The sequence below is a fragment of the Glutamicibacter sp. MNS18 genome (assembly GCF_026107515.2).
Classification (GTDB): Bacteria; Actinomycetota; Actinomycetes; order Actinomycetales; family Micrococcaceae; genus Glutamicibacter.
On the sequence record NZ_JAPCHW010000003.1, the window covers coordinates 438772 to 462352 of the forward strand.

Below are 23581 nucleotides of genomic sequence, written 5' to 3' on the forward strand. Positions count from 1 at the left end.
AAAATTTCCGTCGATGAACACGTCAGTAGGTGAAATATGGGGATTATCCTGCACGAACCGGACCGCGAGGACGAGGCGGAACTTGTTGCCCTGCATATCCGCTGCTGGGAACAAACCTATGCGCACCTGTTGCCCGAGGGATTCTTCGATAACGCGCACCGTGAACAGCGCACCGGGCAATGGCAGCGCCTGCTGGCCGAGCAGAACCCGGCCCACCGGCTGGCCGTGGCCGAGGCGGACGGGCGGCTTCGCGGGTTCGCGCTGGCCGCGCCACCGGTGGACGGGGCACGGCCCGCGGATCTGCCGGAACTGCAGCTGTACAACCTCTATGTGCTGGCCAGCGACCACGGCACCGGCATCGGGCAGGGCCTGCTGGACAGGGTGCTGCAGGCCGATCCGGCCTTCCTCTGGGTCGAACAGTCCAATGCCCGGGCGGTGGCGTTCTACCGGCGTAACGGATTCGGGTTCGACGGGCTGACCAGAATCGACCCCCTGGCCCCGGAGATCACCGACGCCCTGATGGTGCGCCGCTGATCACGGGGCACGGCCGGACTCAGATCCGTACCAGCATCTTTCCGGTGTTCGCCCCCTGCATCATCCGGATGAAGGCCCCGACGGTGTTGCCGATCCCCTCCACGATGGTTTCGTCGTAGGCGATCTGCCCGGCGGCGAACCAGCCGGCCATGCGCTCGGAGAACTCGGCGGAGTACCGCAGGTAGCCGCCCACGGTGAATCCCTGCAGTTTCAGTGAGCGGGTGATCAGATTCGCCATGTTCCCCGGCCCTGCCTGCGCCTGGGTGGTGTTGTATCCGGAGATCGCCCCGCACAGGGCGGCGCGGCCGCCGTCGTTGAAATTCTCCAGTGCCGCTTCCAGGTGTTCCCCACCCACGTTGTCGAAGAACACGTCGATGCCTTCCGGGGCCAGCGCCGCCAGTTGACCGGCCACATCCCCGTCGCGGTAGTTCAAGGCGGCGTCGTAGCCGTACTTGTCGGTCAGCAACGCGACCTTTTCCGCGCTGCCGGCCGATCCGATGACGCGCCTGGCGCCCAGCAGCCTGGCGATCTGCCCGGCGGCGGTTCCCACGGCCCCGGCAGCCCCGGAGATGAAGACCGTGTCCCCCTCGGCCAGCTGGGCGATTACCGTCAGGCCGACGTAGGCGGTCAGGCCGGTCATGCCCATCATGTGCAGGCGCAGCGAATTGGGCACCCCGTCGAGCTGCGGGACCGCACGGAAGCTGTCGGCGGGCGCCTGCACGGTGTCGGACCAGCCGTGCTGGTGCAGTACCAGGGTGCCGGCAGGCATCGATTCGTCGGCCGAGGCGATGACCTGGCCGATGGCACCGCCGGTGATCTGCCCGCCGATCGGGTAGGGCGCGACGTAGGAGCGGGTGTCATTCATCCGCCCGCGCATGTACGGGTCGACGGAGAGGAATTCGTTGCGTACCCGCACCTGCCCCGGCTCCAGTTCGGGCAGCGTCTCGGTGCGCACCTCGAAGTTCCCGGGGACGGGCCAGCCGCTGGGGCGGGAGGCGAGCAGGATCCGGGTGCTGAGGTTATCGCTCATGGGTGGGTGTTCCTTATCTGTGGTGGTCCGGCCCCGGGGCGGTGCGGGGCTCTTGTTGTCGTCGGGTCCGGCTGCTAGGCGGCCAGGTGTAGCACCAGGGCCGCCAACCCCAGCAGCGGTAGCGCGCCCTGTTTCACGGCGGCCGGCGCCTTGTCCGGACTGGAAATGATGAGCACCGTCGCGGCCAAGGCCATGGAGGCCAGTCCGGTGATCAGCAGCGTTGAACCGATGACCGGCTGTCCGGCGAGTTGGAACCCCAGCCCGCTGAACACGGCGATGGCCAGGAACAGGTTGTAGAACCCCTGGTTGAAGGCCAGGGTCCTGGTCATCTGCGCTTCCTCGGCGGTGGTGCCGAAGACCTTGCGGGTGCCCGGCCTGGTCCACCAGAGGGATTCGAGCAGGAAGATGTACACATGGAGCAGTGCGGCCAGCAGTGCCAGGATCTGCGATGCGATAAGCATGGGGCGCCTTTCGGAGGGCGGCGGGCGCGGCCGCCGGGAACCAATTCTGTAACGACCATTTCAATATATACTGGAATGGACGTTTCGAAAAGAGGGAGGTCCTGTGATGGCCCGGACATTGGCCTTTGACCGCAAGGTGGCAGTCCAAGGCGCCCGAACCGTGTTCTGGTCCAAGGGGTTCGAGGCCTCCTCGATTCCCGAACTGGAAGAGGCGACCGGGCTGAGCCGCTCCAGCATCTACAATTCCTTCGGTTCCAAACGCGGCCTGTTCGACGCCGCGGTTCACAGCTACCTGGAGGAGATCGTCCGCCCGCGCTTGCGTCCGCTGCTGGCCGCGGACGTGGAGCCCTCAGCCCTGGGCCGGTACCTTGACTCGCTGGCGGTGGCCCTTGGGCACCCGGGTTCCCTGCCTGCGGCCAACGGCTGCCTGCTGGTGAACAGTGCCAACTCCCCCATCTCCGCGGATGAGGCCGTGTCCGCGGTGGTCGGGGCCTACCGCCAGGAAATGCACGATGCCCTGGGCCGCGGTCTTGGGGCAGCACGGCCCGATCTGGATGCCGCGCGACACGCGCTGCTCACCGATACCGTCACCGGGCTGGTCATCGCGGCTTTCGCCCTGGTGCGCGTGAGCCGGACCGAAGCCGTTCGGCTGGTGCGGTGCGCCGCGGAGCTGGTTGACCGGTAATCCGCGGGCACCGGCGGTACCGTCCGCGAAGTTCGGGTACCGCCGACGCCGGTGGTTGGCATGGAGCTAGTTGCCCGGGGCCGATCCGGAGCCGGGACCACCCTGGCCGCGCCCCATCCCCGCACCCATGCCGGAGGTGAACTGGCCGGCGGTGGCGGTGGCCTGTTCCGTTGCCCCGTCGAGGCTACCGGTACCAAGACCTGATTCCACGTCGGCGCTGCCGCCCACCCAGAAGCCGTAGCCCTGACCGTCGGTGATCTCCCCGGCGGAATACAGCACATTGGCCGTATCCCGGGTGGGTACGAAACTGACCACGATGCTGCCATCCGAATCCACCACGTGGATCGGGGTACCGGCGGGAACCGTGGTGCCCAGCGCGGCCTGCACGCCGGACTGTTCGGAACCCGATCCCAGCCCCTGGGCCATCCCGTCGCTGCCGGTGGCCAGCAGGAGGCCGCCGGTCACGGTGATCCCGCCATCGGCGTCCAGTGCACCATTGCCGCCGCCGGTAGGCCCGTTGACCACGGTGGTGCCGCCACTGATGGTGATCTCGCCGTTCGAGTCCAGGCCGTCCCCATCCGCGGTGACGGTGACGGAGCCGGCGGAAATGTTCAGCAGGACCTCCCGGGAGGAGTCGGCCGAGGCATTGATGCCGTCATCCGCCGCGGTCACGTTCACGGTGGCCCCGGACAGGTTGATGGCGGCGGCCTCGATTCCCTCGGTGGACTCGGTCACGGTCGCGGTCCCGCCGCTGAGTGTCAGCTCGTTTTCCGCCTTGATGCCATCATCCCCGGCGGCGACGGCGAGCGCTCCGGCGTACTGGTGCAGCCAGCCGCGCCCCTCGTCCTGGTCGTTGGTGGACTTGATGCCGTCGCCCGCCGCGTTGACCGTGTATGTGCCGCCGAGGATGGCGAGATAGTCCTTGCCCTTGATGCCGTCATCGGCGGCGGTCACCGTGACCGAACCTGAAACCAGGACCAGCCCGTCCTTGCTGACTATGCCGTCCCGGTAATTGCCCTGCACCGCCAGCGACCCCTCGCCGGCAATGGTCAGATCTGCCTTCGAGTACACGGCGGCATTCGCTGCTTCATCCGCCGTGTCCGCGTAGCTGGTCGCGTCGTTCAGGGTATTGGTGGTGCCATCCTGCAGGTACAGCAGCACCTCGTTGGCCTCGTCGACCTGCACGGCCGGGCCGCTGGAGTTCGAGATGCTCACCCCGTCGAGGATGATCCGCACCACCTCCTCCTTGGTCGCGCTGACCACGATCCGCCCGTCGCTCAACCCGCCGGAGAGCCGGTAGGTGCCGGCCGCGGATAGGGTCACAGTGCCGCCATCCACCGAGACGCCCGACGCGTCCTGTCCCTGGACCGTGGAGCCGCCATCGGACAGGGCAATGCTGGTCTCCTGTGTGTCATCCCATTGCAGGTCGTCGGCGTCGAAATGGGTGTCCTCGGTGACCTGGTCGGCGTCGACGGAGGTGGTTCCGCTGCCGGACGCCGCGGCGTGAGCGCCGGGGGTGGCCTCGGCAGCTGAGGTGTTACCGGCCTCGGCGACCGTGCCCTGGCCTCCCGCGGCGCATCCGGCCAGGGTCAGCGCCAGGGACAGTGCGGCCATCGATGTCACGATCTTGGTGGGGACGGGAAGCTTCATGGGTCGGGTCCTTGTGTTGGGTCCGCCGCGGCAAAGGCGGCAGTCGGGTCGTCCGGGAGGGGTTGTACCCATTCTTTGGTTCTCCACTGTGTCCAGCCTGTATCCGGTAATTGCCCACCTTGTGAATTCCCGGAAACCGGTGTGACGTGCGTCCGGCTGCGGGTGACCCCCTGCTCCACGCATCCGGTAATCCGTGCCCTCCGGTGGTGCGTTTGCCACCGATCCTGCCAAAGAAAAAACCGGCCAGGTCCCGAGGAGATCGGTACCTGGCCGGTTCTGGCTTCGTGGCTAGTGGGTGTCTTCCGCCGCCACCTCGGAACGGTCACCGCTCCACAGGGTGTGGTAGGTGCCTTCCTTGTCGGTGCGGCGGTAGGTGTGCGCACCGAAGTAGTCGCGCAGTCCCTGGGTCAGCGCGGCCGGCAGGCGGTCACGGCGCAGTCCGTCGTAGTAGGCCAACGAGGAGGAGAAGACCGGTGCCGGGATGCCCAGCTGCACGGCGATCGACACCACGCGGCGCCAGGCCGGCACGGCCTGGGCGATGGCCTCGGCGAAGGCCGGGGCGAACAGCAGGTTCGCCGGCTTCTGATCGGCGGCATAGGCCGCGGTGATGTCCTTGAGCAGGGCGGCGCGGATGATGCAGCCCTCGCGCCACAGCCCGGCGATCTCGTCCAGCTTCAGCTCCCAGTTGTATTCCCCGGCAGCGGAGGTGAGCATGTCCAGGCCCTGGGCGTAGGAGACCAGCTTGGAGGCGAACAGCGCCTGGCGCACATCCTCGACGAAGTTCTCCGGCACCTGCACCTCGGAGGTGTTCGCGGCCAGCACCTGCTGGCCCACCGCACGGATCTCGCGCTGCGAGGACAGCGAGCGGGCGAAGACCGATTCGGCGATGGCCGAGACCGGTGAGCCCATGTCCAGCCCGGACTGCACGGTCCAACGGCCGGTGCCCTTCTGTCCTGCGGAGTCGAGGATGACATCGACCAGCGGCTGGCCGGTGGCGGCATCGGTGTGGCCCAGCACTTCGGCGGTGATCTCGATCAGGAAGCTGGAGAGTTCGCCCTGGTTCCAGTTGGCGAAGATCCCGGCCTGTTCGGCGGGCCCGATGCCCGCGGCGTGGCGCAGCAGGTCGTAGGCTTCCCCGATGACCTGCATGTCGGCGTACTCGATACCGTTGTGCACCATCTTCACGAAGTGGCCGGCACCGTCGGTGGAGACCCAGGCGCAGCACGGGGTGCCGTCCTCGGCCTTGGCGGAGATCTTCTCCAGCATCGGGCCAAGTGCCTGGTAGGACTGGGCCGAGCCGCCGGGCATGATCGAGGGGCCGAGCAGGGCACCTTCCTCGCCGCCGGAGACCCCCACACCAACGAAGTGCAGGCCCTTTTCGGCCAGCGCCGCCTCACGGCGGCGGGTGTCGGTGTAGTGGGAGTTGCCTGCATCGATGATGATGTCGTCTTTTTCCAGCAGCGGAACCAGCTGTTCGATGACCGAATCGACCGGAGCACCGGCCTTGACCATGATCAGCACCCGGCGCGGGGTTTCCAGATTGGCAACCAGCTCTTCAAGGGTCTCGGTGCGGATGAAATCGCCTTCAGTCCCGTGGGCATCGAGCAATGCGTCGGTCTTGCCCACCGAGCGGTTGTGCAGGGCAACGGTGTACCCGTTGCGGGCGAAGTTGCGGGCGAGGTTCGCGCCCATCACGGCAAGACCTGTGACGCCAATCTGTGCAGGCATAAATTCATTACTCCATTTTTTGACCGGAAAGCTATGCCGTGAAAACCGGGCACGTTCCCCGCACCCGCACGGCTTCGTGACGTCTTCCATCCTACCGCCCGACCGTGCCGATACCCAGATCCACACCAAAAACAAAGCAGATTTATTTGCTTCCACTCACGGTGAGTTGGGGTATTGCAGTACCCGGATTGGATAGGATGATGCAATGGCAACAAGTCTGCACTCGCATGTGGTCGAGGTCCTCGGTTCTCGCATCGTGAACGGAAGCATCGCCGCCGGAAGTGTCCTGCTGGCTTCCGAACTCGAGGACGAGCTGAAGGTCTCACGCTCGGTGGTGCGCGAGGCCGTGCGGGTCCTGGCCCAATGCGGCCTGGTTACCAGCACCAAGCGGGTGGGCATCAGGGTCCAGGGTGTGGAGAAGTGGAACCCCTTCGACTCGCTTGTCATCCGCTGGCGTCTGGCCAGCGGACATCAGGGCAAGCAATTGCGCTCATTGACCGAGCTGCGCATCTCCGTGGAACCGATGGCCGCCGAGCTGGCGGCGCAGTACGCGCCGGATCACTTTCGCGAGGAGTTGATGACGCTCTCGGCGCAGATGAACCACTACGGACGAACCGGGGACCTGCACCGCTTCCTGGATCTGGACATCCGCTTCCATGCGGTCCTGCTGGCCGCCTCGGGCAATGAGATGTTCGCGAACCTGTCGATCCCGATCGGCGAGACGCTGCGCGGTCGCACCGAATTGGGTCTGATGCCCGAGCGCCCCCATGAGGAGGCCCTCACCTGGCACCAGGCCGTGGCCGATGCGGTCTCCAACCGCGACCCGCTGGCGGCCCGGGCGAATATGGAGAACATCATGCGCCGCACGCACAGCGAAATCTGCGGGATCTGGCAGGACCAGGATCGCCTGTTCGTCGATCCCCCGGCAGCACCCTAGACACCTTTTCCACATTTCGTCGCTCCACGCCATCGACAACGCACCGCAGGCCTAGGATGGCCGAGTCCTACCTGCCAACAAGGAGTGCGCCATGAGGGCAATGCCAAACCGGGCCTGCGTCTTATGTCTGATGATTTCCCTGAGCGTATCCGGTTGCCACGTCCTGGCGCCGGCTCGCCAGGAGCCCACGGACCGGTATGGCACAGGCGTCGAACTGATCCAGTTGGACATCCCGGGCCAGACCACCACATTCGGCCACAGCGCGAGGTGGGAGAACGGGCTGGAAGTCGTGGTCGGCGCCCCGGAACCGTACGAACCCACCGAACCGCTTCCGGATGAGAACGCCGGCATACCGGTGGCGGTAGCCGTCGAGGTACGCAACCATACCGGCAGCAACTACAACCCCCTGCACCTGTTCCTGTCAGCTGCCTCGGGTGGAGAGGAGGCATCCCATTTCGACATCGGAGCACGCGGCCGGTTCCGGGCCCCGTTGACCACCGTGCCCAACGGCCACAGTATCCGATTCGAGATGGCCTTCATCATGACCGATGCGACCCAGGCGGTGGTGGATGTCATTCCCGGAATGCCCGGCTACCGGACCGCTACCTTCACCCACTGATATGCAACGCACCGTGCCCCTGTCCACCGAATGCTCGGTGGGCAGGGGCACGGTGCGTTGCACGGGCAAGATATCCCGTACCAGGTTCAGGCGATCAGGCGATCAGGGTGGCCAGCGAGTAGAGCACCATGACGAAGGTGAAGCCGATCACCGAGACCAGGGCCTGGCCCACGGTCCACACCTTCAAGGTGGTGGGCACGTCCATCTGGAAGAACCGCGAGATCAGCCAGAACCCCGAATCGTTGACGTGACCGGCGAAGACCGAGCCGGCAGCCAGGGCGAGCACCATCGTGGCCACCTGCAGGGCCGACAGCGAAGGGTCGTCGAGCACGGCCGGCTGGACGATGGCCGCCGCGGTGGTCAGGGCCACCGTGGCCGACCCCTGGGCCACCCGGACCACGGCGGCGATCAGGAACCCGGCCACGATCAGCGGCAGGCCCACGGATTCCAGCGAATTGGCGATCGCATTGCCGATACCGCTGGCACGCAGCACCCCACCGAACATGCCGCCGGCACCGGTGATGAGGATGATCGAGCACACCGGGCCCAGCGCCGAGTCGACGACGGTTTCGATCAGGGTCTTTTCCTTCTTCTTCCGGAAGCCCAGCAGGTACATGCCCAGCAGCACGGTGAGCATCAGGGCCACCGGGGTTTCACCCAGCAGGCGCAACCACTGGACCCAGGTCGCCTCGGCATCAACCACACCGGCGGTACCGAGCATGTTCAGTCCGGTGTTCAGGAAGATCAGCAGCAGCGGCATCAGCAGCAGGCCGAAGACGGTGGCCACCGACGGGGAGGACTTGAAGGCATCCTTGTCGTTGCCATTGCCGTTGCCCAGCGCGGCGTCCAGGATGTGCGGCACCGGGATGTCGAAGCGCTTGCCCACGAACTTGCCGTAGAGATGACCGGCGAAGTACCAGGTGGGGATCGCCACGATCAGGCCAAGAACCAGCACCAGCCCGACATTGGCGTTCAGCAACCCGGAGGCGGCCACCGGACCGGGGTGCGGTGGGACGAAGATGTGCATCACCGAGAACGCGGTGGCTGCGGGAATCGCGTAGAAGAGCAGGGAGCCGCCCAAACGGCGGGCCACGGTGAAGATGATCGGCAGCATGACGACCAGGCCGGCATCAAAGAAGATCGGGAAGCCGAAGAGCAGCGAGGCCATGGACAGGGCCAGCGGGGCACGCTTTTCACCGAACTTGTCGATCAGCCATTGGGTCATCACCTGGGCGCCACCACTGGTTTCCAGCATCCGGCCGAGCATCGCACCCAGACCCACCAGCAGGGCCACGCTGGCCAGGGTTCCACCGAACCCACTGGTCAGCGTGCCGATGATCTCCCCGGCGGGAATGCCGGCGGCGATTGCCGTGAGTAGGCTGGTGAGCACCAGGGCGATAAACGCGTGGACTCGGAAACGGATAATGAGAACCAGCAAAAGCGCAATGGCCGCAACGGCCAGGCCCAGCAACGCCGGTGTGCCCAGCGTCCAGTTCAGGGCAAGGTCAGTATTCATTGTCGTCCTTGATCAATGGGGAGGGGGTTAGTTGCCCGGGGCGGGTGAATCGATGGCCAGCCGGGCCAGGACCGCATCGACGATCGCTTGCGGGCTCTGGTTGATCTCCACGCTGATGGCCCGTTCTTCGGCCGCGGGTTCTTCCAGGGTGTCCAGCTGGCTGGTGAGCAGGGAGGTGGGCATGAACTCGTGATCCCTGGAATCCATGCGATCCTGGATCAGTTCCTTGCCGCCGACCAGGTGGATGAACCGGGTGGCGGGCTCGTGGGCACGGATCAGTTCACGGTAGGAACGTTTCAGTGCCGAACAGGCGATGATGACTGGTTGGCCTGCCGGGCCACGTTGCGCCAGGCGCTGTCCGATGATCTTCAGCCAGGGCTCCCGGTCGGCGTCGTCCAACGGGATGCCAAGACCCATCTTGTCCTTATTGGCCTTGGGGTGCAGATGGTCACCATCGATGAATTCGACACCCAGTTCCCGGGCCAAGAGTTCTCCAATGGTGGATTTGCCACTGCCGGAAACACCCATGACCACCATGGGTACAACCTGTCCTGTCATCTGCTCACTCCGTTGTGCCGAACCTTATTGTCAGACTTATGATTTTGATTGCTACTTTAAATCTGATTTATTCAGACTAAACTTCCGGGCCGTCCGAGTCAATAGCAAAGACCCCCGGCATCACGCCTTCTTCACCTGCCTGCACCACACGCCACCCGCAAGAAACCGGAAAAACATTGATTGACCACTGATTTTACGGAACATCACGGAGACCGTCGGGCCCCGGCCGGCAGCAGGAATCCCTGGCATCCGAGCCACTGGCCTACAGCTGTAGCTGAATATTTACCAACAATCCATAGGTTCAAGCACCAGTTGAGGGTATCGTCGGGATCAGTAGCTCAACCCGGGCACTAGGAACTTTGCAACCAGTGAGGTGAACCAATGGGTTTTCTAGGATGGATAGTTTTGGGTTTGGTTGCCGGCGCGATCGCGAAGGCAATCAAGCCAGGTGAGCAAGGCGGCGGATGGCTGGCCACCTTGTTGCTGGGTGTCGTTGGCGCCGTTGTCGGCGGCTGGCTCGGATCATTGATCTTCAACGTGGAGATCACGGAATTCTGGTCGATCCAGACGTGGTTGCTGGCCATCGGCGGCTCGCTGATTGTGCTGGTTGTCTGGGGGTTCCTGACACGCAAGAAGTCCTAACCCCGGCAGCGGGATCCGCACAGGATGCGGGTCCCGCTCCCCTACCGAACCCGTCTGCACCGGCGCTTGCCACCGCGTGCAGGCGGGTTTCGCCTGTCCCGGCACCCTTGAGGCACCCCACCCTGCCCTTCTGAGAACCTGCAGGATGCTACCGCCGCGGCAAACCCAGCGCATACACTGGGCACACCGCAGCACAGCCAAGGAAGGCCTGTCATGACGACGATTCTTTTCATCCATGGCACCGGCGTCCGCGATGCCGGAATCAACGAGTACCTGGAGCAGCTGCGCCGCGGGGTGCAGCGCATCCGTGGCGAGGTCACGGTACACGCCACCCGCTGGGGCGATATCGTCGGAGCCAGCCTGCTGGCGGGCGGGGCAAGCATCCCGGCGGACCTGCTCCGGCAGCGTTCCGAGGTCGCTGCCCTGCGCACCCTGGTGGAGCCCGGACCCGAGGACTCCCAGCTGGCCCTCTGGGAGATCATGGACACCGCCCCGCTGGTTGAACTTGACGCCTTGTCATCCGCATCCCGGGTGGCGCACCCGGCCCGCGATGAACAGACCGCCCGGACCGTGGTCGACCGGCTGGGCCGGGCACTGGAACCGGGCACCGACCTCCATGGGAAACTGGCCAATGCGGGTCTGGGCCCCACGGCCATGGCCGCGGCCACCCAGCTGGTGGCCAGTGACCAGTTCACCGACATCGTTGAAAACCCGCAGCTGGGCATCGAGCAGAAGGCCGCATGCCTGGCCCGGGCCTTTACCGCCTTGGCGCTGGGCCTGCGCGATGCCGAACTCGGCTGCCTGGCCCCCGTGGACGGCCAGCACCGCGAAGCGGTTGAACTGGCCGCCGCGCAGGCCGTGGCCCACCCCGATGTCCCGCCCGGCGCCATCCAGCCGCAGCTGAAGGGAATCATCCTGGACCGGGTGCTGTCTTTGGTCACGAATTGGGCGGCCCGCAACAGGGTGCGCCTCACCCAGGAAGCGGCCACCGGGATCGGCGATACGCTCAAGTACCTCAGCCGCGGCAGGGCGCTGCGACAGCTGATCGGCCAGGATCTGGATGCCATCGAGGATGATGAGGTCATCGTGGTGGCCCACAGTCTCGGTGCCGTGGCGTGCCTGGACCTGCTGATCGACAACCGGCACCCCAAGGTGGGCATGCTGGTGGCGGTGGCCACCCAGAGCGGTCTGCTGTTCGAACTGGACGCGCTGCCATCCCAGCGCTTCGCCAAGGGGTATCAGTTGCCGCAGGACTTTCCCGCCACACATTTCGTCTACGACCCGAGGGACCTGCTGGCTTACAAGTCCGGGGGACTCTTCGGCCCCGGGATCACCGATCACCGGATCGACAACCGGGCACCGTTCCCCCGCAACCACGGGGCCTACTTCACCAATGACGCCTTCTACGAGCTACTTGACAGGATCCTGCCCAGGCGCGGCGAACCGGGACGCTGAACGCCTGCCCGCATCCGGGTCCCGTGCTCCGCCGCCTGGACCTATCCGGTGGTTTCCAGCAGTTGCCGGAGCACCTGCTTGTAGTTGCTGAAGGCCGACCGTCCGGTCTCGGTCAGTCCGACATAGGTGACCGGGGTGCGTCCCTCGAGGACCTTTCGCACCTGCACGTATCCGCTGTCCTCGAGTTTTCTCAGGTGTGTGGCCAGATTGCCCGAGGTCATGTCCAGCAGTTCCTGCAATCTGGGGAACGCCAGCGTATCCCCCGGGCCCAGCGTATTGAGGATGGTGACCGTGCGCAGCCGGGCCTGGGCATGGATCACCGGGTCGAGCTCAACCATGGGAAGGCACCACCACTCCGGATACCAGCTTCGGATGACGACCGTGCACCATGCCCAGGACCACCAACCCCAGACCACCCAGGGCACCGGCCAGCAGGTTGTGCGGCGCCGGGAGGGCCAGCGAGATCAGCCCGACCACCAGGATCCAGCCACCGAAGATGAGCTGCGAGCGGTCGTTCCAGAGTAGCGAACCGACCACGGTCAGCGCCCCGACCACCAGGGCGCAGGCGGCCACGGCGTAGGAGAGCAGCCCCGGGCCATCCAGCCCCGCGGCCGCGAGCCTCCAGCCCAGCAGGCCCACCAGCACGAAACTCAGGAAGAAGCAGTTGCCGAAGATGGCGCCCTGCACCAACGAGGGGCCACGGGTTCCCGAACCGCGTTTGACCGAGTGGATGGTGGAGATCGTGATGGCGGCTGCCAGAGCGGCCACCGTGATGGCCAGCGCCCACCAGGCGGAGATCAGCGGGTTGCCCGCCGGGATGAATGCGGCATAGAAGGACAGGAAGCCGATGACCCACATGGCACCCCACAGGGAGTAGAGCAGGCGGATATCGGGGCTCATGGCGGTACGCGCCTTGGTTGATTCGGCGTCGATCCGTGCCAGGATCCGTGCCGGATCCAGATTCTTTCCTTCGGCGTCCATGGTGGACCATCTCCTCGGTAGTTCACTTCGAACCTGGCGCAAAGTAGTTTATATTGCGAAGTACTTTGCATTACAAAGTTAAAGTTAGCACCCCGGGTGCCCGATGTCGAGGGGTTATTCCCGGCAACACGGCATCGGCTTGTTACTGGACAGTCAATTAGACTGGGGGTAGCCCGGACAACGGGCGGAATTCACGCTCAAGGACTGATGATGACTGGCTTGAACTCACCGGCCGACCCCTCCACCCCGAAGCCGCGCCGGGCCGTCACCCCGGGCACCGAACGCACCCGCTGGCGCGGCCTGTTGCACGCCTGGACGACCCCGGCGGCGATCGTGCTCGGGATCCTGCTGGTACTGCTGGCCGAGGGCACCACCGGGGAATGGACTGCGGCGGTTTTTGCGCTGAGCTCCATCCTGCTCTTCGGCACCTCCGCACTCTACCACCGCGGGCACTGGGGCCCGCTACGCGGCACCTTGTTGCGGCGGGCAGACCATGCGAACATCTTCCTGCTCATCGCCGGCACCTACACCCCGGCGGCCGCCATGGTGCTGCCCCGGAACCAGGCGGTGCTGGTGCTCTCGATCATCTGGGCCGGTGCGCTGTGCGGTGCCCTGCTGCGCATCCTGTGGCCAGCGGCCCCGCGGTGGCTGTCGGTCGGACTGTATATCCTGCTGGGTTGGGGCGCGGTCATGTACCTGCCGGCCTTCTACGCCGCGAGCCCGGCCATGATGATCCTGATCGTGCTGGGCGGGTTGTTCTACACAGTGGGTGCGGTCTTCTACGCCACCAAACGACCCAACCCGCTACCCGGGGTCTTCGGGTTCCACGAGATCTTCCACGCCTGCACCATCATCGCCTACCTCTGCCATTGGTGGGCGGTCCTGCTGGTAGTCGGGTAACCCCCGGCCAGCCGGAGCATGGAGCGACTGCACCCGGAATTACCGGGACAGCGAACGGATCATCCGGTCAATGAACCGCTCACAGGCGGCGATCTGGGACAGTTCGATGAATTCATCCGGTGCGTGGGCCTGGGCGATATCGCCCGGACCGCAGACCACAGCGGGGATGCCCGCTGCGGCGAACAGCCCGGCCTCGGTGCCGTAGGTGACTTTCTCATCCACCGCGATCGCGCCCCATGAGGCGCTCAGACCAACGATCTGCTCATCGGCCGCGGTATCCAGCCCCGGGGCACCGGCCATGGGAGTGAACTCGACCCGCCCGGCCGGATGGACCTGTTGCATCTGCGCCTCCAGCCGCCGCGCCTCGGCACGCAACCGGCCGGTCAGCGCCTCGCGGTCCACACTGGCCAGCGAACGGTACTCGAAGAACACCGTGCACAGCGAAGGGATCGTATTCACCGCGATCCCGCCATCAATACGGTTCACATTCATGGTGGTGGTCGGCTCGACAAACGCCTCGTCCCGCGGACCCTGGCGCAGCTCGGCGGAAACCTCGTCGACGAACCGGGCGAAGCCGGTGGCGTAGCTGATCGCGTTCAGCCCATCCCCGGGCAATGAGGAGTGGGCGGCCACCCCGTGGAAGTCGACCTTGAACACGTTCATCGATTTGTGCCCGCGGATGGCCCGCATGCTCGACGGTTCGCCCACCACGGCACCGCGCGGCGACAGGCCGAGTTCGGTGATCCTCTCCACCAGGCTGACCGCACCCACGCAGCCGATCTCCTCGTCGTAGGAGAACGCCAGGTGGATCGGTTCGTCCAACTTGGCAGCGACCAGTTCCGGCAGCCTGGCCAGGATGACACCGATGAAGGCCTTCATATCGCAGGTGCCGCGGCCGTAAAGTCTGCCGTCACGGATCTGCGGTTCGAAGGGGTCGCTAGTCCAGTCCTGCCCGTCCACCGGCACCACATCGGTATGCCCGGACAGCACGATGCCGCCGGTGGTACCGCCGTCAAGCGCCGGGATGGTGGCCAACAGGTTGGCCTTGGTTCCCTCGGCATTGTGGATCAGCGTGTAATCCAGTCCCACCGCCTTCAGCCGGGTGGCCACCAGGTCGATCAACCCCAGGTTGCTGTCCCGACTGGTGGTGTCCAACCGGATCAGTTCGTTGATCTGGGACAGGGTATTTTCCGTCGGCAGTGCATCCACTCTGGCTCCCGGGCTTCGAAGGTGTGTTGACCTGCCCATGTTTTCACATGCCCAGGGCCTTGTGAAGCTTCGAAGACCCCCGGTGACTTGGTGATTTTGTGGTTCGCGTTCACCACAACAGGTTCAGCAGGGACAACCGGTGCACCCAGAAGCCACGAGTCACCACGGTCTTCAGTACCGGGCGGGATAATCGATGGTCAGCAGCATATCCTCCGGCAGCCGGCGCAGTAGCAGCTCGTCCAGCTGGGCAACCTGGATGCCCTTGGCCCGACCCGGGGTGATCTGGTCATCCTCGGGGCTCCATGCGTTGTAGAGGGCCAGCCGGGAGATCCTGGGCGCGAATTCGGGCATCCGGGCAATCCAGCCGAGCAGCGCCTGGGTCTCGATCCCGTCACTGGGCTGCCCGCTATCCCCCAACCCCATCAGGGTTCCGCAGTTGCACATATTCGGTGTCAGAGTGAAATAGCGGGCGCCAGCACGGACCCGTGATGACTTGAGGCTGATGTCGCTGGGTTCGGGAGCGACCCCGAGCTGCCCGGTGGTGGCATCAATGAATTCCTGGTCGAAGGCGTGGGCGTTCACTGCCCACAGCACGAAATTGCACATGGACATATTCTTCGCTACCCCGGTCACGGTCACCAGCAGGGCACGCCGGGGTGCGGGCTCCGGCACCGGCCGTTTCCGAGTTCCTGCTGGGAATTACCCCTATCCATGGATCCGGTCACTGCCAGGCGCTAGGCTCGGGCCATGTCAAATACTTCCAGTTTGATCGGCCAGTGTCCCAAGTGCGGTGTGAGCGGCGTGCACGAGGTCTCCGAGGCCACGCACCATCCGATGGAAAACATCCAACCGGTGACTTGCGGCCAGGAATCATGCCACCACCAGACTCTGCTCTCCGAATGGCGCGAACAAGGCGATTCCTGGCAGCACGTGGGATAGACCCGCACCGGGGCATATCACCGGCGCCCCACGTCAAGCCGCAACGGTGGCCGCCCAGGCGCAGCCCGTCTCCTAGCCTGGCGAGGCCTTGCCCCGTTTCCAGTACCCGGAGAAGGTGACGTTGGCCTTGGGCAATCCGCGCTCGCCGACCAGGTGTCGTCGCGCCCCGGTGGCCAGGGCCGACTCCCCCACCGCAAAGGCGTAGAGGCTACCGGGCAGTTGCAGCCGGCTCAGGGCCGCTAGCGCCTCGGCTCCCGGCTGCTGCCCGGGTTCACGCACCATCCAGTGCACCTGCACCCCGTCGGGCGCCTCATCGGGGTTGCCGGTCACGCCCGTCGAAGACCTCGATCAGTGCATGCCCTGACGCATCGCGCGGCAGGTCGCGCAGGATGCCCAGGGCTGCGGGTATTGCAGACTCATCGGCAACGATCAGCGAGTGCGTGGCTTCCGCGGGATTCCAGCCGCAGCCCTGGTCAATCAGCGCCACCGGGGTGCCCGGTTCCACGCTCGCTGCCCACGGGCCGGAAGGTTATCGAACCGGGCGTCGACACCCACCGGGATCGCAAGCCTGAACCATTGGTCAAATCCGCGGAAGCGGAAGTTGTGCAGGTCCTCGCCGGCAAAGGTCACCCGTGTCATGTGCTCGGTGCTCCGTTCGCTGCACAGCACCGTGGTACGCATCAGGCCGGACTCGGCATGGGCTGCGGCGATATTGCTCATCGGTGTGTCCTCTCGACCCGGCAGGACGGAAATGGACTGCGGGCCACCGGGCTGTGCCTGGTTCCACCGCACGAACCGGAAGGTTCCCGCGGGATGCCACACCCCACAACGCTGCTACCGGGGTGCCGACGAGCCGCCCGGCCGTGCCCTGCTCACAGGCAGATTATCCGGGCCGCCAGGAACATCCACCAACGTTGCACACTGTTCCACGACATTGACCGTCGAGGCCATTGCGTCCTGCCGGGCCGGGCGTGGGCAAGGAGCATGAGCGCGGAGCACTTTTCTCCGGGGTTAATTGGCGGCGGGGCGTGGAGCCGAGTCCTGAAACGGATCGGCGAATTGGTGGGCCCCGGACTCTCGGGGCGGTTCGGCAGCGCCGGCAACAGGATTGGGATCAGGCAGAATCCGGCTGGCTGCTCAACCGCTACGTGGAACCGGATCCGGGCGCCTGGATCCTGCTCAGCGCCGGCACGGGCAAACCCGGGCGGGGTCCGGAAATCGCCCGGGCACAGCCGGAGGCATTTGACACGCCTTTGGCCGCGGCGGACCAATTCCGTCCCCGCCAGGCCGGTGAACCGGAGAACTTGCGGGGGCTATTGCATGAATGCGAGGGTGATCGGGCAGCGGCCATCAAACACCACCAGTGGGCCATCGGGCTGCCCGGAGTGCCGTTGCGCCGGGAACTGCGGCCCCTGGGCGGACCTGTTGGATATCGGTGCTACCGACGAGGCGTCCATCGGGGCGCACAACCTGGCCATCTCCCGGGAGGCTTTCGCGTCATGGCTCCACCCTTAAGATGTCCTCCCTGCTGGCCGGGGCGCAGCTGGCCACGCGGCTGGTCGGCGGCCACCGCATGGATGAAACCGCCGGTTGGAGCACCCAGCCCAAGGCCGACCGCGCGAATCCGATCCGGGCGCGGCGTCTGGTGGGGCTCGCCCGCAGCGATGCGGCAGGCTGAACGGCCCGGGCAGCTACCGGGCGGGCAGCTGCAGTTGGTTGCCCTCGGCGATCACCGTGGTCTGCAATCCGTCCCCCGGGCAGTGCGGCCCATTGGGGTGGACCCGCTGCGGAACCACGCTGATCTCCCGGTCGAACAGTGTCGCACCAGTGGCATCATGCAGGCTCACGCGCACCTGGACCGGGGCCTCGGGCAGCCCGGGAAGATCGGCGAAACCGTGCAATGCACCGGTGGGCACCATCCGCACCGAGCAGCTATCCCCGGGCATGGTCCCGGCACAGGTTTCGTCCCCGGCCCGGGTGGAAGGCACCAAGTCCGGTTCCGTGTCCTGGCAGGTACTGTCCCAGCACACCCGCAGGCCGGCTCCGGCCACCTCCCGGGCCTGTGCCGCGGGGATTTCCAGACCAATCCCGCTCGGCACGCCGATCTCGGTGCAGGGTGCCGGTTCGGCCGAGCAGGCGCAGATCAATAGCAGCGCGGAACCGGCAAGGGCCCGCCTGGGCAACCTCATGGCACCCAGGCTGGACCTTCGGCTGTCGGAGGGACTATCCGAGGGCCGGATGCGGGTAGCGTTGCGCACGTTGCTGGAATTGCAGGATCGCCGGGTTCCGGACCACGCCCTCATGGATCTCGATGGCCCGGTTGATGGTGGTGTTGGATTTCCAGGCTTCGGGCCCATCCAGCACCACGTCCAGGAACGGTAGCAGCGCCTCGCTGATTTCCCAGCTGGCCGAGTTCCACAGGTAGGAGGGGCTGTGGTCCACCGCGTAGTAGTTGATATTCGGCCCGACGGTGAACATCGGCTCATCAAAGGTGGTGGGCACCGCCCATTCGAAGCCCATGCCCTCGTCGCAGGACACATCCACGATGATGCTGCCGGGGGTGAAGGCCGCCAGCTCCCCGGTACGCAGGTACATCAGCGGGTCGTTGGGATCCTGCAGGGTGCAGTTGACCACGATGTCGCTCTCGGCCAGGAACGGCGCCAGGGGAAGCCGGCCGGCATCGGTGATGACCTCGCTCAGGTGCGGACCGCCTTCGTGCTCGAACTGGACCATCTGCACCGAGTGGATCGGCGAGGCGACGGCCGCCACCGACCGGTTGGTCAGCACCTTGACCTCGTGGATGCCGTGCCCGTGCAGGGCGGTGACCGCACCACGGGCGGTGGCGCCGAAACCGATGACCACCGCGCTCAACCGCTTGCCATAGTCGCCGGTGGAGCCGTGCAGTTGCAGGGCGTGGATCACCGAGGCGTATCCGGCCAGTTCGTTGTTCTTGTGGAAGACGTGCAATCCGAAACTCCCGTCGCTGCCCCAGTGGTTCATGGCCTCGAACGCGATCAGCGTCAGCTTCTTGTCGATGGCCAGTTGGGTGATCGTCGCATCCTGCACGCAGTGCGGCCACCCCCAGAGCACCTGGCCCTCGCGCATCTGCTGAAGGTCCGCGGCCTGCGGCTTGGGTAGCAGGATGATGTCGGCCGCCTCCATGATCTCATCCCGTGAGGCGATGGCCCCGACATACGGTGCCAGCTGGTCATCATCCAGCCCGCAGGATTCACCGTAACCCGATTCGATGATGATCCGGCTCCTGAAGCGCTCGTCGATCCGCTCAAGATGCTCGGGGTGGATGGGCAGACGGCGTTCGTTCTTCTTCTGGGATGTGGCGATGACGCCGAGCGTCAATGGACTGGAAACAACCATGGTCTACTCTCTCTGGGTGGTACGGCACGGGAGCCGTGCACCTAGTCCCAAGGGTACACCGGCCCTTTTTCCGGCGGAACGGCCTGCCCGGTTCGGTAGACTGGGGGTATCCAGATGCCGCGCCGGACTGCTCCTCGTGCACGGTTGCTTGCAGGGTGAGCGCCGTTTACCGATCGAGGTCATGTCCTATCCGTCCGCACACGCATACCGCAGACCATTTCCTTTCCTGGGAGCATGCCGGAAGCACGAAATCCGGGCGCTGGTGGTCGGCCAACGACCGGCCCGCACCGAAGAACCTGGTGGTGGTCGATGACCGGCTGACCGCAAGCCAGGCAATGAAATACGCTGCCCAGGGTGTGGCAATGCTGTGGCTGGGCGACTTCCACAATGCCAGGCAGCTGCTCGGTGCCATGGACCGACGGCTGGAGCGGACCGCGGCGAAGAGGAACGCGCAGCCCGGCAGCAGCCCGTCCGAGGATTTCTACCGGATCCGCCAGACCCGGGCCCAGCGTTCCCGCATGCTCTCCCTGTTACTGGTCCCGATCAGCTTCGATACCCCCGATGCAACGGCCACGGTGCCGTTGCCACGAGCACCACAGCTGGGTGCGGCGGTGGCCTTCGGCTACGACCGGCAACCCGGCTACGGAAAGCAGGACGCGGTTCTCAGCCTGCAGGAGCTGCTCGGCATCCAGGGCGGTCACCAATGGTTCCTGAAAGGGGTGGAGGTCCCGGCCCTTGGCGCCAGGATCCACCCGCATTACGGGACGTTCCTGCCCACCCGCCACGAGTACGTGGATCTGGTGGCGGCCGCACCGCTGCAGGACATGGAGCTGGCCTTCGACATCGGCACCGGGACGGGTGTGTTGGCCGCCGTGCTGGCCGCCCGTGGTGTCCGCAAGGTCATCGGCACCGACATCCACCAGCGGGCCGTGGATTGCGCGAATGACAACTTCGCCCGGTTGGGGATCGAAAACACCGCCAAAGCACAGCTGACAAGTATGTTCCCGCCGGGGCGGGCGTCACTGGTGATCTGCAATCCCCCGTGGCTGCCGGGCAGCGCCCCCACCAGCCTGGATGCCGCCGTCTACGACCCGGGCAGCAAGATGCTGCTGCAGTTCCTCAGCGGCCTGCCCGATCACCTCACCGAGGATGGCGAGGGGTGGCTGGTCATCTCGGATCTGGCAGAATTGCTGGGATTACGCACCACCAGCATGCTGCCCGACGCCATCGACCGGGCCGGACTGGAGGTCATCGACCGGCTGGATACTGTGCCCACCCATGCCCGGGCCACCGACGGCACCGATCCGCTGCATGCCGCGCGCTCCCGCGAAACCACCTCCCTGTGGAGGCTGCGGGCCAAGCGCCGTGGCGGGCTCTAGCCACCCGGCTACGTGGCACAGTGCCGGCCACCACGCCGCCAGGTCCCGGTTCCGGCCTAGTTGCCGCTCCGACCCAGTACGGCAACCAGGAAGTCATCGGCCGGCCCATGCAGCTGCCAGGTCGAGTAGCGCTGTTGCAGCTGCAGCCCGGCCCGGGCCGCATCCGCCGCGAACTCGTCGAAGGCGTAACCGCGACCGGACCCGAAACCCACGATGAGCCGGCCCTCGGCGGCCAGGTGTTCACGCAGCCGTTGCAGGGCCGGGAGGCGTTCGGCCTGGGCCAGGAAGGTCAGCACATTGCCGGCCGAGACGATCAGGTCGAAGTGGCGGACCGCGCCGGACTCGTCGACCAGGCCGAAATCGGCCAGGTTGCCCACCGACCACCGGGCCTGCGGGTAGTCCTGGCGGGCCACCGAGACCAGGTGCTCATCCAGGTCCACCCCGAAGACCTCGTGGCCGCGCTCGGCCAGCCAGCCGCCGATGCGCCCGGTGCCGCAACCGGCATCCAGGATCCGGCTACCCCGATCGGCCATCGCGTCCACCAGCCGGGCCTCGCCGTAGATGTCCCGGCCCTGTTCGACGAATCCGCGCCAGCGCTCGGCATAGTTGCGGGCATGGTCGGGGTTGGCCCGCACCGCGGCGAGCCAGAGGTTTTCCTTCGGTGCATTCATGCCTTCAGTTTCCCACGCCGGGCGTTTCAGCGCGCGCTTCGCCGCTGCTTGATCCAGCCGTCGATGATCGACCAGAGCGACACGCCGATCACACCGAAGACCAGCAGCACCGCCAGGATGCGCAGGGTTTCCCCGCTCATCCCGCTGACCGCCTGCAGGGTGTGCAGGAACTCCGGGTTGAACAGCAGCGCCCGGCCCAGTGCGGTGAGCACCAGGCTCATGAACAGCAGCGCCAGTACGGTATTGCCCACGGCAAAGGCGGGGCTCCAGCGTCCCCGGACATAGAGCATCACGGTGAACAGCGCCTGCAGCGCGATCAGCACCATGATCCACGGCCAGATCCCGGCATGCAGGATCGGCAACGACTGCCCCTCCAGGCGGGCGAAACCGCGGAACTGGTCCCACAGGATCGCGCCGGCGGACAGGGCGAGGATCAGCACACCGGCGATGAGATCGGTACGGCTGGTCCCCACCTGGCGTGGCTCGGGCAGCTGGTCGACATCCCAGCGCACCCCGGCATCCGCGCCGGTGCGCTCGATGACCACGAACACGATCGTCACCCAGAAGCACAGGTGCAACACCGTGCCCATGCCCGCCACAATCGACTGGCCGATGACGGTACCCAACGGGGCGTCGGCCAGCGTCTGGCCCAGGGCCACGGCCCCGAACACGCAGGCCGGCACGATGTACAGCAGCAGCTTCAAGAGCCGCCACCAGGACAGGTAGTACTTGGGGCCGATCAGGTGCAGCGGGCGGTCGGCGAACCCGGCTGCCAGGGCCGCGGGGTCACCCAGCTCGGTGAGCACCGCACGCTCGGCGGCGGGCCGATCCTCCCCCTGCTCCACCCTGGCTTCGATCGCGTCAAAGATGGACGCCTCCAACTCGGCGCGCACATCGTCCTGGGCTGGCAACGGGATGGTCCTGATCGTGGCGTCGATATAACGCTGGGTCAACGTGGTGGTCATCTCAGTGCTCCTCATCCGTCAGTGGATGGTCGGTGATCGAGGCCAGGGCCCTGGTAAGTGCAGCCCATTCGCCGTCCAGGGCCTCGGCCAGGCGGATGCCCTCGGACGAGGTGCGGTAGAACTTGCGCGGACGGGCCTCATCGGTGTTCCACTCGCTGGTCAGATAGCCCTGCTTTTCCATGCGGCGCAGCAGCGGGTAGAGCGTATTGGCATCGGTTCTCAGGCCTCGGTGTTCCAGCTCCTGCAGCAGCCGATAGCCGTACCCGGCGGTGCGCAGCATCCGCAGGCTGGCCAGCACGATGGTGCCGCGGCGCAGCTCCTGCAGATGGGCCTCAAATTCCGAACTCATGCAAGAAACAATACTGTGTCTCACACACTATAGTCAATACAACATTATATTCATTAGGCATGGTGTTTGGCTGGTCACTGCGCTGGCTGGCCGTTTCGATGCTGCCGGAGCATGCGACGGGTTACGCGGCCATCTGGCGGTTCCGGTCGCCGGCTTCCGAAACCCAACCTTCGGCAGATTGCGAGGGCGCATCGAACCCTGCCGGGGGGTCATGCTCCGTACGCGGTTCGATGCCGACCGGTTGCGCGCGGGCGAGGTCGATCGCCCCTCGTTCCGCCAGCCTGGAACCACGCATTGGCCTGAAGATCAGCGCAATGCCGCAATTCGGGTACAGACATCGACAGTCACGGTGTAAACGTGACGCTCACCTGCCGCGCTCGGGCCGCCACCGATCCCCTCCGGTACAGTCGCAAGCTGTCGGCGTTGTGGTTAAACACCAGATGGCGTGGTGCCCGGTAAAACCGGGCACCACGCCATCTTTACGGAACTGCTAACGCCTACGCGTCGCCTCCGGCGTTGCCAGACACCCCCGCGTTCGGGTTATTCAGATCATACTTCCGATGCGCTTCCACCGGCGTCCCGACCGGGATCTCACCCCGCTCAGCCAACGACTGCAACGTCTTGACCACCAACGAATGCGCATCAATCTTGAAGAACCGACGCGCCGCAGCCCTGGTATCACTGAACCCGAACCCATCAGCCCCCAACGTATGGAACTCACCAGGCACATACGGGCGCACCTGCTCCAACACCGCCCGCTGGTAATCACTGGTCGCGATCACCGGACCCGTCGCGGAAGCCAAAACCTGCCGCAAATACGGCACCGGCGCCGCAACCGAGGGGTCATCCAACGAAGCCCGGTCACACCCCTGACCCTCGCGAGCCAACTCATTCCACGACGTCACACTCCACACATCCGCCGACACCCCCCACTCCGTCGCCAGGATCTCCTGGGCCTCCAACGCCCACGGCACCGCGACCCCCGAAGCCAGCAACTG

General features: G+C 65.7%; 28 protein-coding genes and 1 pseudogene. 10 read left to right on the forward strand and 19 right to left on the reverse strand.

The features are described from left to right. Positions 1-36: 36 nt before the first annotated feature. Positions 37-534: a GNAT family N-acetyltransferase gene (locus OK351_RS05610; RefSeq protein ID WP_265156632.1), complete on the forward strand. Its 498-nt coding sequence runs from the start codon at positions 37-39 to the stop codon at positions 532-534. Positions 535-553: 19 nt separating this feature from the next. Here the strand turns inward: OK351_RS05610 and OK351_RS05615 are convergent, their stop codons facing one another. Next, a complete protein-coding gene (locus OK351_RS05615) occupies positions 554-1564 on the reverse strand; it encodes an NADP-dependent oxidoreductase (RefSeq protein ID WP_265156635.1) in 1011 nt (336 codons plus the stop codon). 74 nt (positions 1565-1638) lie between these two features. Beyond that, a complete protein-coding gene (locus OK351_RS05620) occupies positions 1639-2025 on the reverse strand; it encodes a DUF1304 domain-containing protein (protein ID WP_265156638.1) in 387 nt (128 codons plus the stop codon). Positions 2026-2131: 106 nt separating this feature from the next. Here OK351_RS05620 and OK351_RS05625 point away from each other — a divergent pair, with 106 nt between their 5' ends. Next, positions 2132-2710, forward strand: coding sequence for a TetR/AcrR family transcriptional regulator (locus OK351_RS05625; protein ID WP_265156641.1), 579 nt, complete (start codon positions 2132-2134; stop codon positions 2708-2710). A gap of 66 nt (positions 2711-2776) precedes the next feature. On the opposite strand, the gene OK351_RS05630 is transcribed toward OK351_RS05625, so the two are convergent. Then, positions 2777-4360 carry a carbohydrate-binding domain-containing protein gene (locus OK351_RS05630; RefSeq protein ID WP_265156644.1) on the reverse strand — a complete coding sequence of 528 codons (1584 nt, stop codon included), beginning with the start codon at positions 4358-4360 and terminating at the stop codon, positions 2777-2779. Positions 4361-4648: 288 nt separating this feature from the next. Beyond that, positions 4649-6088 (reverse strand): NADP-dependent phosphogluconate dehydrogenase, encoded by a 1440-nt coding sequence (gndA, locus tag OK351_RS05635; RefSeq protein ID WP_265156647.1) that lies wholly within the window; start codon positions 6086-6088, stop codon positions 4649-4651. Between the two features lie 205 nt (positions 6089-6293). On the opposite strand from gndA, the gene OK351_RS05640 reads away from it, so the two are divergent. Continuing rightward, positions 6294-7025: a FadR/GntR family transcriptional regulator gene (locus OK351_RS05640; RefSeq protein WP_265156649.1), complete on the forward strand. Its 732-nt coding sequence runs from the start codon at positions 6294-6296 to the stop codon at positions 7023-7025. Positions 7026-7116: 91 nt separating this feature from the next. Then, a complete protein-coding gene (locus OK351_RS05645; RefSeq protein WP_265156653.1) occupies positions 7117-7644 on the forward strand; it encodes a hypothetical protein in 528 nt (175 codons plus the stop codon). 94 nt (positions 7645-7738) lie between these two features. Here the strand turns inward: OK351_RS05645 and OK351_RS05650 are convergent, their stop codons facing one another. Beyond that, the gene (locus OK351_RS05650; RefSeq protein ID WP_265156657.1) at positions 7739-9160 is read right to left on the reverse strand and encodes a GntP family permease; all 1422 of its coding nucleotides are present in this window, start codon (positions 9158-9160) and stop codon (positions 7739-7741) included. Between the two features lie 27 nt (positions 9161-9187). Next, positions 9188-9718 (reverse strand): gluconokinase, encoded by a 531-nt coding sequence (locus tag OK351_RS05655; protein WP_265156660.1) that lies wholly within the window; start codon positions 9716-9718, stop codon positions 9188-9190. Between the two features lie 381 nt (positions 9719-10099). On the opposite strand from OK351_RS05655, the gene OK351_RS05660 reads away from it, so the two are divergent. Next, positions 10100-10360 carry a GlsB/YeaQ/YmgE family stress response membrane protein gene (locus OK351_RS05660; RefSeq protein WP_265156663.1) on the forward strand — a complete coding sequence of 87 codons (261 nt, stop codon included), beginning with the start codon at positions 10100-10102 and terminating at the stop codon, positions 10358-10360. A 213-nt stretch (positions 10361-10573) separates the two neighbouring features. Further along, positions 10574-11815 carry an RBBP9/YdeN family alpha/beta hydrolase gene (locus OK351_RS05665; RefSeq protein WP_265156666.1) on the forward strand — a complete coding sequence of 414 codons (1242 nt, stop codon included), beginning with the start codon at positions 10574-10576 and terminating at the stop codon, positions 11813-11815. A gap of 41 nt (positions 11816-11856) precedes the next feature. Here the strand turns inward: OK351_RS05665 and OK351_RS05670 are convergent, their stop codons facing one another. Together OK351_RS05670 and OK351_RS05675 are read right to left on the reverse strand one after the other, a co-directional pair. Then, positions 11857-12153, reverse strand: a complete 297-nt coding sequence (locus OK351_RS05670) for a transcriptional regulator (RefSeq protein WP_265156668.1) — start codon at positions 12151-12153, stop codon at positions 11857-11859. Then, on the reverse strand, positions 12146-12796 hold the full coding sequence (locus OK351_RS05675; protein ID WP_265156670.1) for a hypothetical protein: 651 nt from the start codon (positions 12794-12796) through the stop codon (positions 12146-12148). Before OK351_RS05675 ends, OK351_RS05670 begins: the two co-directional genes overlap by 8 nt. 207 nt (positions 12797-13003) lie before the next feature. Here OK351_RS05675 and OK351_RS05680 point away from each other — a divergent pair, with 207 nt between their 5' ends. Next, positions 13004-13696, forward strand: a complete 693-nt coding sequence (locus OK351_RS05680; protein WP_265156672.1) for a PAQR family membrane homeostasis protein TrhA — start codon at positions 13004-13006, stop codon at positions 13694-13696. Between the two features lie 39 nt (positions 13697-13735). Here the strand turns inward: OK351_RS05680 and argE are convergent, their stop codons facing one another. Together argE and OK351_RS05690 are read right to left on the reverse strand one after the other, a co-directional pair. After that, complete coding sequence (gene argE / locus OK351_RS05685; RefSeq protein WP_265156674.1) at positions 13736-14905, reverse strand: acetylornithine deacetylase; 1170 nt, start codon at positions 14903-14905, stop codon at positions 13736-13738. 171 nt (positions 14906-15076) lie between these two features. Next, positions 15077-15577, reverse strand: a complete 501-nt coding sequence (locus tag OK351_RS05690) for a hypothetical protein (RefSeq protein ID WP_265156676.1) — start codon at positions 15575-15577, stop codon at positions 15077-15079. Between the two features lie 75 nt (positions 15578-15652). Here OK351_RS05690 and OK351_RS05695 point away from each other — a divergent pair, with 75 nt between their 5' ends. Beyond that, positions 15653-15844, forward strand: a complete 192-nt coding sequence (locus tag OK351_RS05695) for a hypothetical protein (RefSeq protein ID WP_265156678.1) — start codon at positions 15653-15655, stop codon at positions 15842-15844. A 72-nt stretch (positions 15845-15916) separates the two neighbouring features. Here OK351_RS05695 and OK351_RS05700 read toward each other — a convergent pair whose 3' ends face one another. From OK351_RS05700 to OK351_RS05710, 3 genes are read right to left on the reverse strand one after another with little or no spacing between them, the layout of a single operon-like run. Beyond that, complete coding sequence (locus OK351_RS05700) at positions 15917-16174, reverse strand: siderophore-interacting protein (RefSeq protein WP_265156681.1); 258 nt, start codon at positions 16172-16174, stop codon at positions 15917-15919. Further along, positions 16155-16331, reverse strand: a complete 177-nt coding sequence (locus OK351_RS05705) for an SIP domain-containing protein (RefSeq protein ID WP_265156683.1) — start codon at positions 16329-16331, stop codon at positions 16155-16157. The genes OK351_RS05700 and OK351_RS05705 overlap by 20 nt, the downstream gene beginning before the upstream one ends. Further along, complete coding sequence (locus OK351_RS05710) at positions 16322-16564, reverse strand: siderophore-interacting protein (RefSeq protein WP_265156685.1); 243 nt, start codon at positions 16562-16564, stop codon at positions 16322-16324. The genes OK351_RS05705 and OK351_RS05710 overlap by 10 nt, the downstream gene beginning before the upstream one ends. Before the next feature lie 796 nt (positions 16565-17360). On the opposite strand from OK351_RS05710, the gene OK351_RS05715 reads away from it, so the two are divergent. After that, the gene (locus tag OK351_RS05715; protein ID WP_265156687.1) at positions 17361-17522 is read left to right on the forward strand and encodes a hypothetical protein; all 162 of its coding nucleotides are present in this window, start codon (positions 17361-17363) and stop codon (positions 17520-17522) included. Between the two features lie 13 nt (positions 17523-17535). Here the strand turns inward: OK351_RS05715 and OK351_RS05720 are convergent, their stop codons facing one another. Both OK351_RS05720 and OK351_RS05725 read right to left on the reverse strand, forming a co-directional pair. Further along, positions 17536-18033, reverse strand: coding sequence for a hypothetical protein (locus OK351_RS05720; RefSeq protein WP_265156689.1), 498 nt, complete (start codon positions 18031-18033; stop codon positions 17536-17538). A gap of 34 nt (positions 18034-18067) precedes the next feature. Next, positions 18068-19219: a N(5)-(carboxyethyl)ornithine synthase gene (locus OK351_RS05725; RefSeq protein ID WP_265156691.1), complete on the reverse strand. Its 1152-nt coding sequence runs from the start codon at positions 19217-19219 to the stop codon at positions 18068-18070. Between the two features lie 155 nt (positions 19220-19374). On the opposite strand from OK351_RS05725, the gene OK351_RS05730 reads away from it, so the two are divergent. Further along, the gene (locus tag OK351_RS05730; RefSeq protein WP_265156693.1) at positions 19375-20598 is read left to right on the forward strand and encodes a class I SAM-dependent methyltransferase; all 1224 of its coding nucleotides are present in this window, start codon (positions 19375-19377) and stop codon (positions 20596-20598) included. A gap of 56 nt (positions 20599-20654) precedes the next feature. Here OK351_RS05730 and OK351_RS05735 read toward each other — a convergent pair whose 3' ends face one another. The 4 genes and pseudogenes from OK351_RS05735 to OK351_RS05750 all read right to left on the reverse strand — a co-directional run. Further along, positions 20655-21269 carry a class I SAM-dependent methyltransferase gene (locus OK351_RS05735; RefSeq protein ID WP_265156695.1) on the reverse strand — a complete coding sequence of 205 codons (615 nt, stop codon included), beginning with the start codon at positions 21267-21269 and terminating at the stop codon, positions 20655-20657. 26 nt (positions 21270-21295) lie between these two features. Next, positions 21296-22234: a permease prefix domain 1-containing protein gene (locus OK351_RS05740; protein WP_265156697.1), complete on the reverse strand. Its 939-nt coding sequence runs from the start codon at positions 22232-22234 to the stop codon at positions 21296-21298. Between the two features lies 1 nt (position 22235). Then, positions 22236-22583, reverse strand: coding sequence for a PadR family transcriptional regulator (locus OK351_RS05745; RefSeq protein ID WP_265156699.1), 348 nt, complete (start codon positions 22581-22583; stop codon positions 22236-22238). 497 nt (positions 22584-23080) lie between these two features. Then, positions 23081-23581 (reverse strand): annotated as a pseudogene (locus OK351_RS05750) (pyruvate dehydrogenase (acetyl-transferring), homodimeric type); the annotation flags it as partial.

Excerpts from the sequence above, each read along its gene's own strand:
- OK351_RS05610 (WP_265156632.1), top strand. The coding sequence starts at position 37 with ATGGGGATTATCCTGCACGAACCGGACCGCGAGGACGAGGCGGAACTT.
- OK351_RS05615 (WP_265156635.1), bottom strand. The coding sequence starts at position 1,564 with ATGAGCGATAACCTCAGCACCCGGATCCTGCTCGCCTCCCGCCCCAGC.
- OK351_RS05620 (WP_265156638.1), bottom strand. The coding sequence starts at position 2,025 with ATGCTTATCGCATCGCAGATCCTGGCACTGCTGGCCGCACTGCTCCAT.
- OK351_RS05625 (WP_265156641.1), top strand. The coding sequence starts at position 2,132 with ATGGCCCGGACATTGGCCTTTGACCGCAAGGTGGCAGTCCAAGGCGCC.
- OK351_RS05630 (WP_265156644.1), bottom strand. The coding sequence starts at position 4,360 with ATGAAGCTTCCCGTCCCCACCAAGATCGTGACATCGATGGCCGCACTG.
- gndA (WP_265156647.1), bottom strand. The coding sequence starts at position 6,088 with ATGCCTGCACAGATTGGCGTCACAGGTCTTGCCGTGATGGGCGCGAAC.
- OK351_RS05640 (WP_265156649.1), top strand. The coding sequence starts at position 6,294 with ATGGCAACAAGTCTGCACTCGCATGTGGTCGAGGTCCTCGGTTCTCGC.
- OK351_RS05645 (WP_265156653.1), top strand. The coding sequence starts at position 7,117 with ATGAGGGCAATGCCAAACCGGGCCTGCGTCTTATGTCTGATGATTTCC.
- OK351_RS05650 (WP_265156657.1), bottom strand. The coding sequence starts at position 9,160 with ATGAATACTGACCTTGCCCTGAACTGGACGCTGGGCACACCGGCGTTG.
- OK351_RS05655 (WP_265156660.1), bottom strand. The coding sequence starts at position 9,718 with ATGACAGGACAGGTTGTACCCATGGTGGTCATGGGTGTTTCCGGCAGT.
- OK351_RS05660 (WP_265156663.1), top strand. The coding sequence starts at position 10,100 with ATGGGTTTTCTAGGATGGATAGTTTTGGGTTTGGTTGCCGGCGCGATC.
- OK351_RS05665 (WP_265156666.1), top strand. The coding sequence starts at position 10,574 with ATGACGACGATTCTTTTCATCCATGGCACCGGCGTCCGCGATGCCGGA.
- OK351_RS05670 (WP_265156668.1), bottom strand. The coding sequence starts at position 12,153 with ATGGTTGAGCTCGACCCGGTGATCCATGCCCAGGCCCGGCTGCGCACG.
- OK351_RS05675 (WP_265156670.1), bottom strand. The coding sequence starts at position 12,796 with ATGGACGCCGAAGGAAAGAATCTGGATCCGGCACGGATCCTGGCACGG.
- OK351_RS05680 (WP_265156672.1), top strand. The coding sequence starts at position 13,004 with ATGATGACTGGCTTGAACTCACCGGCCGACCCCTCCACCCCGAAGCCG.
- OK351_RS05695 (WP_265156678.1), top strand. The coding sequence starts at position 15,653 with ATGTCAAATACTTCCAGTTTGATCGGCCAGTGTCCCAAGTGCGGTGTG.
- OK351_RS05710 (WP_265156685.1), bottom strand. The coding sequence starts at position 16,564 with ATGAGCAATATCGCCGCAGCCCATGCCGAGTCCGGCCTGATGCGTACC.
- OK351_RS05715 (WP_265156687.1), top strand. The coding sequence starts at position 17,361 with ATGTCCTCCCTGCTGGCCGGGGCGCAGCTGGCCACGCGGCTGGTCGGC.
- OK351_RS05720 (WP_265156689.1), bottom strand. The coding sequence starts at position 18,033 with ATGAGGTTGCCCAGGCGGGCCCTTGCCGGTTCCGCGCTGCTATTGATC.
- OK351_RS05725 (WP_265156691.1), bottom strand. The coding sequence starts at position 19,219 with ATGGTTGTTTCCAGTCCATTGACGCTCGGCGTCATCGCCACATCCCAG.
- OK351_RS05735 (WP_265156695.1), bottom strand. The coding sequence starts at position 21,269 with ATGAATGCACCGAAGGAAAACCTCTGGCTCGCCGCGGTGCGGGCCAAC.
- OK351_RS05740 (WP_265156697.1), bottom strand. The coding sequence starts at position 22,234 with ATGACCACCACGTTGACCCAGCGTTATATCGACGCCACGATCAGGACC.
- OK351_RS05745 (WP_265156699.1), bottom strand. The coding sequence starts at position 22,583 with ATGAGTTCGGAATTTGAGGCCCATCTGCAGGAGCTGCGCCGCGGCACC.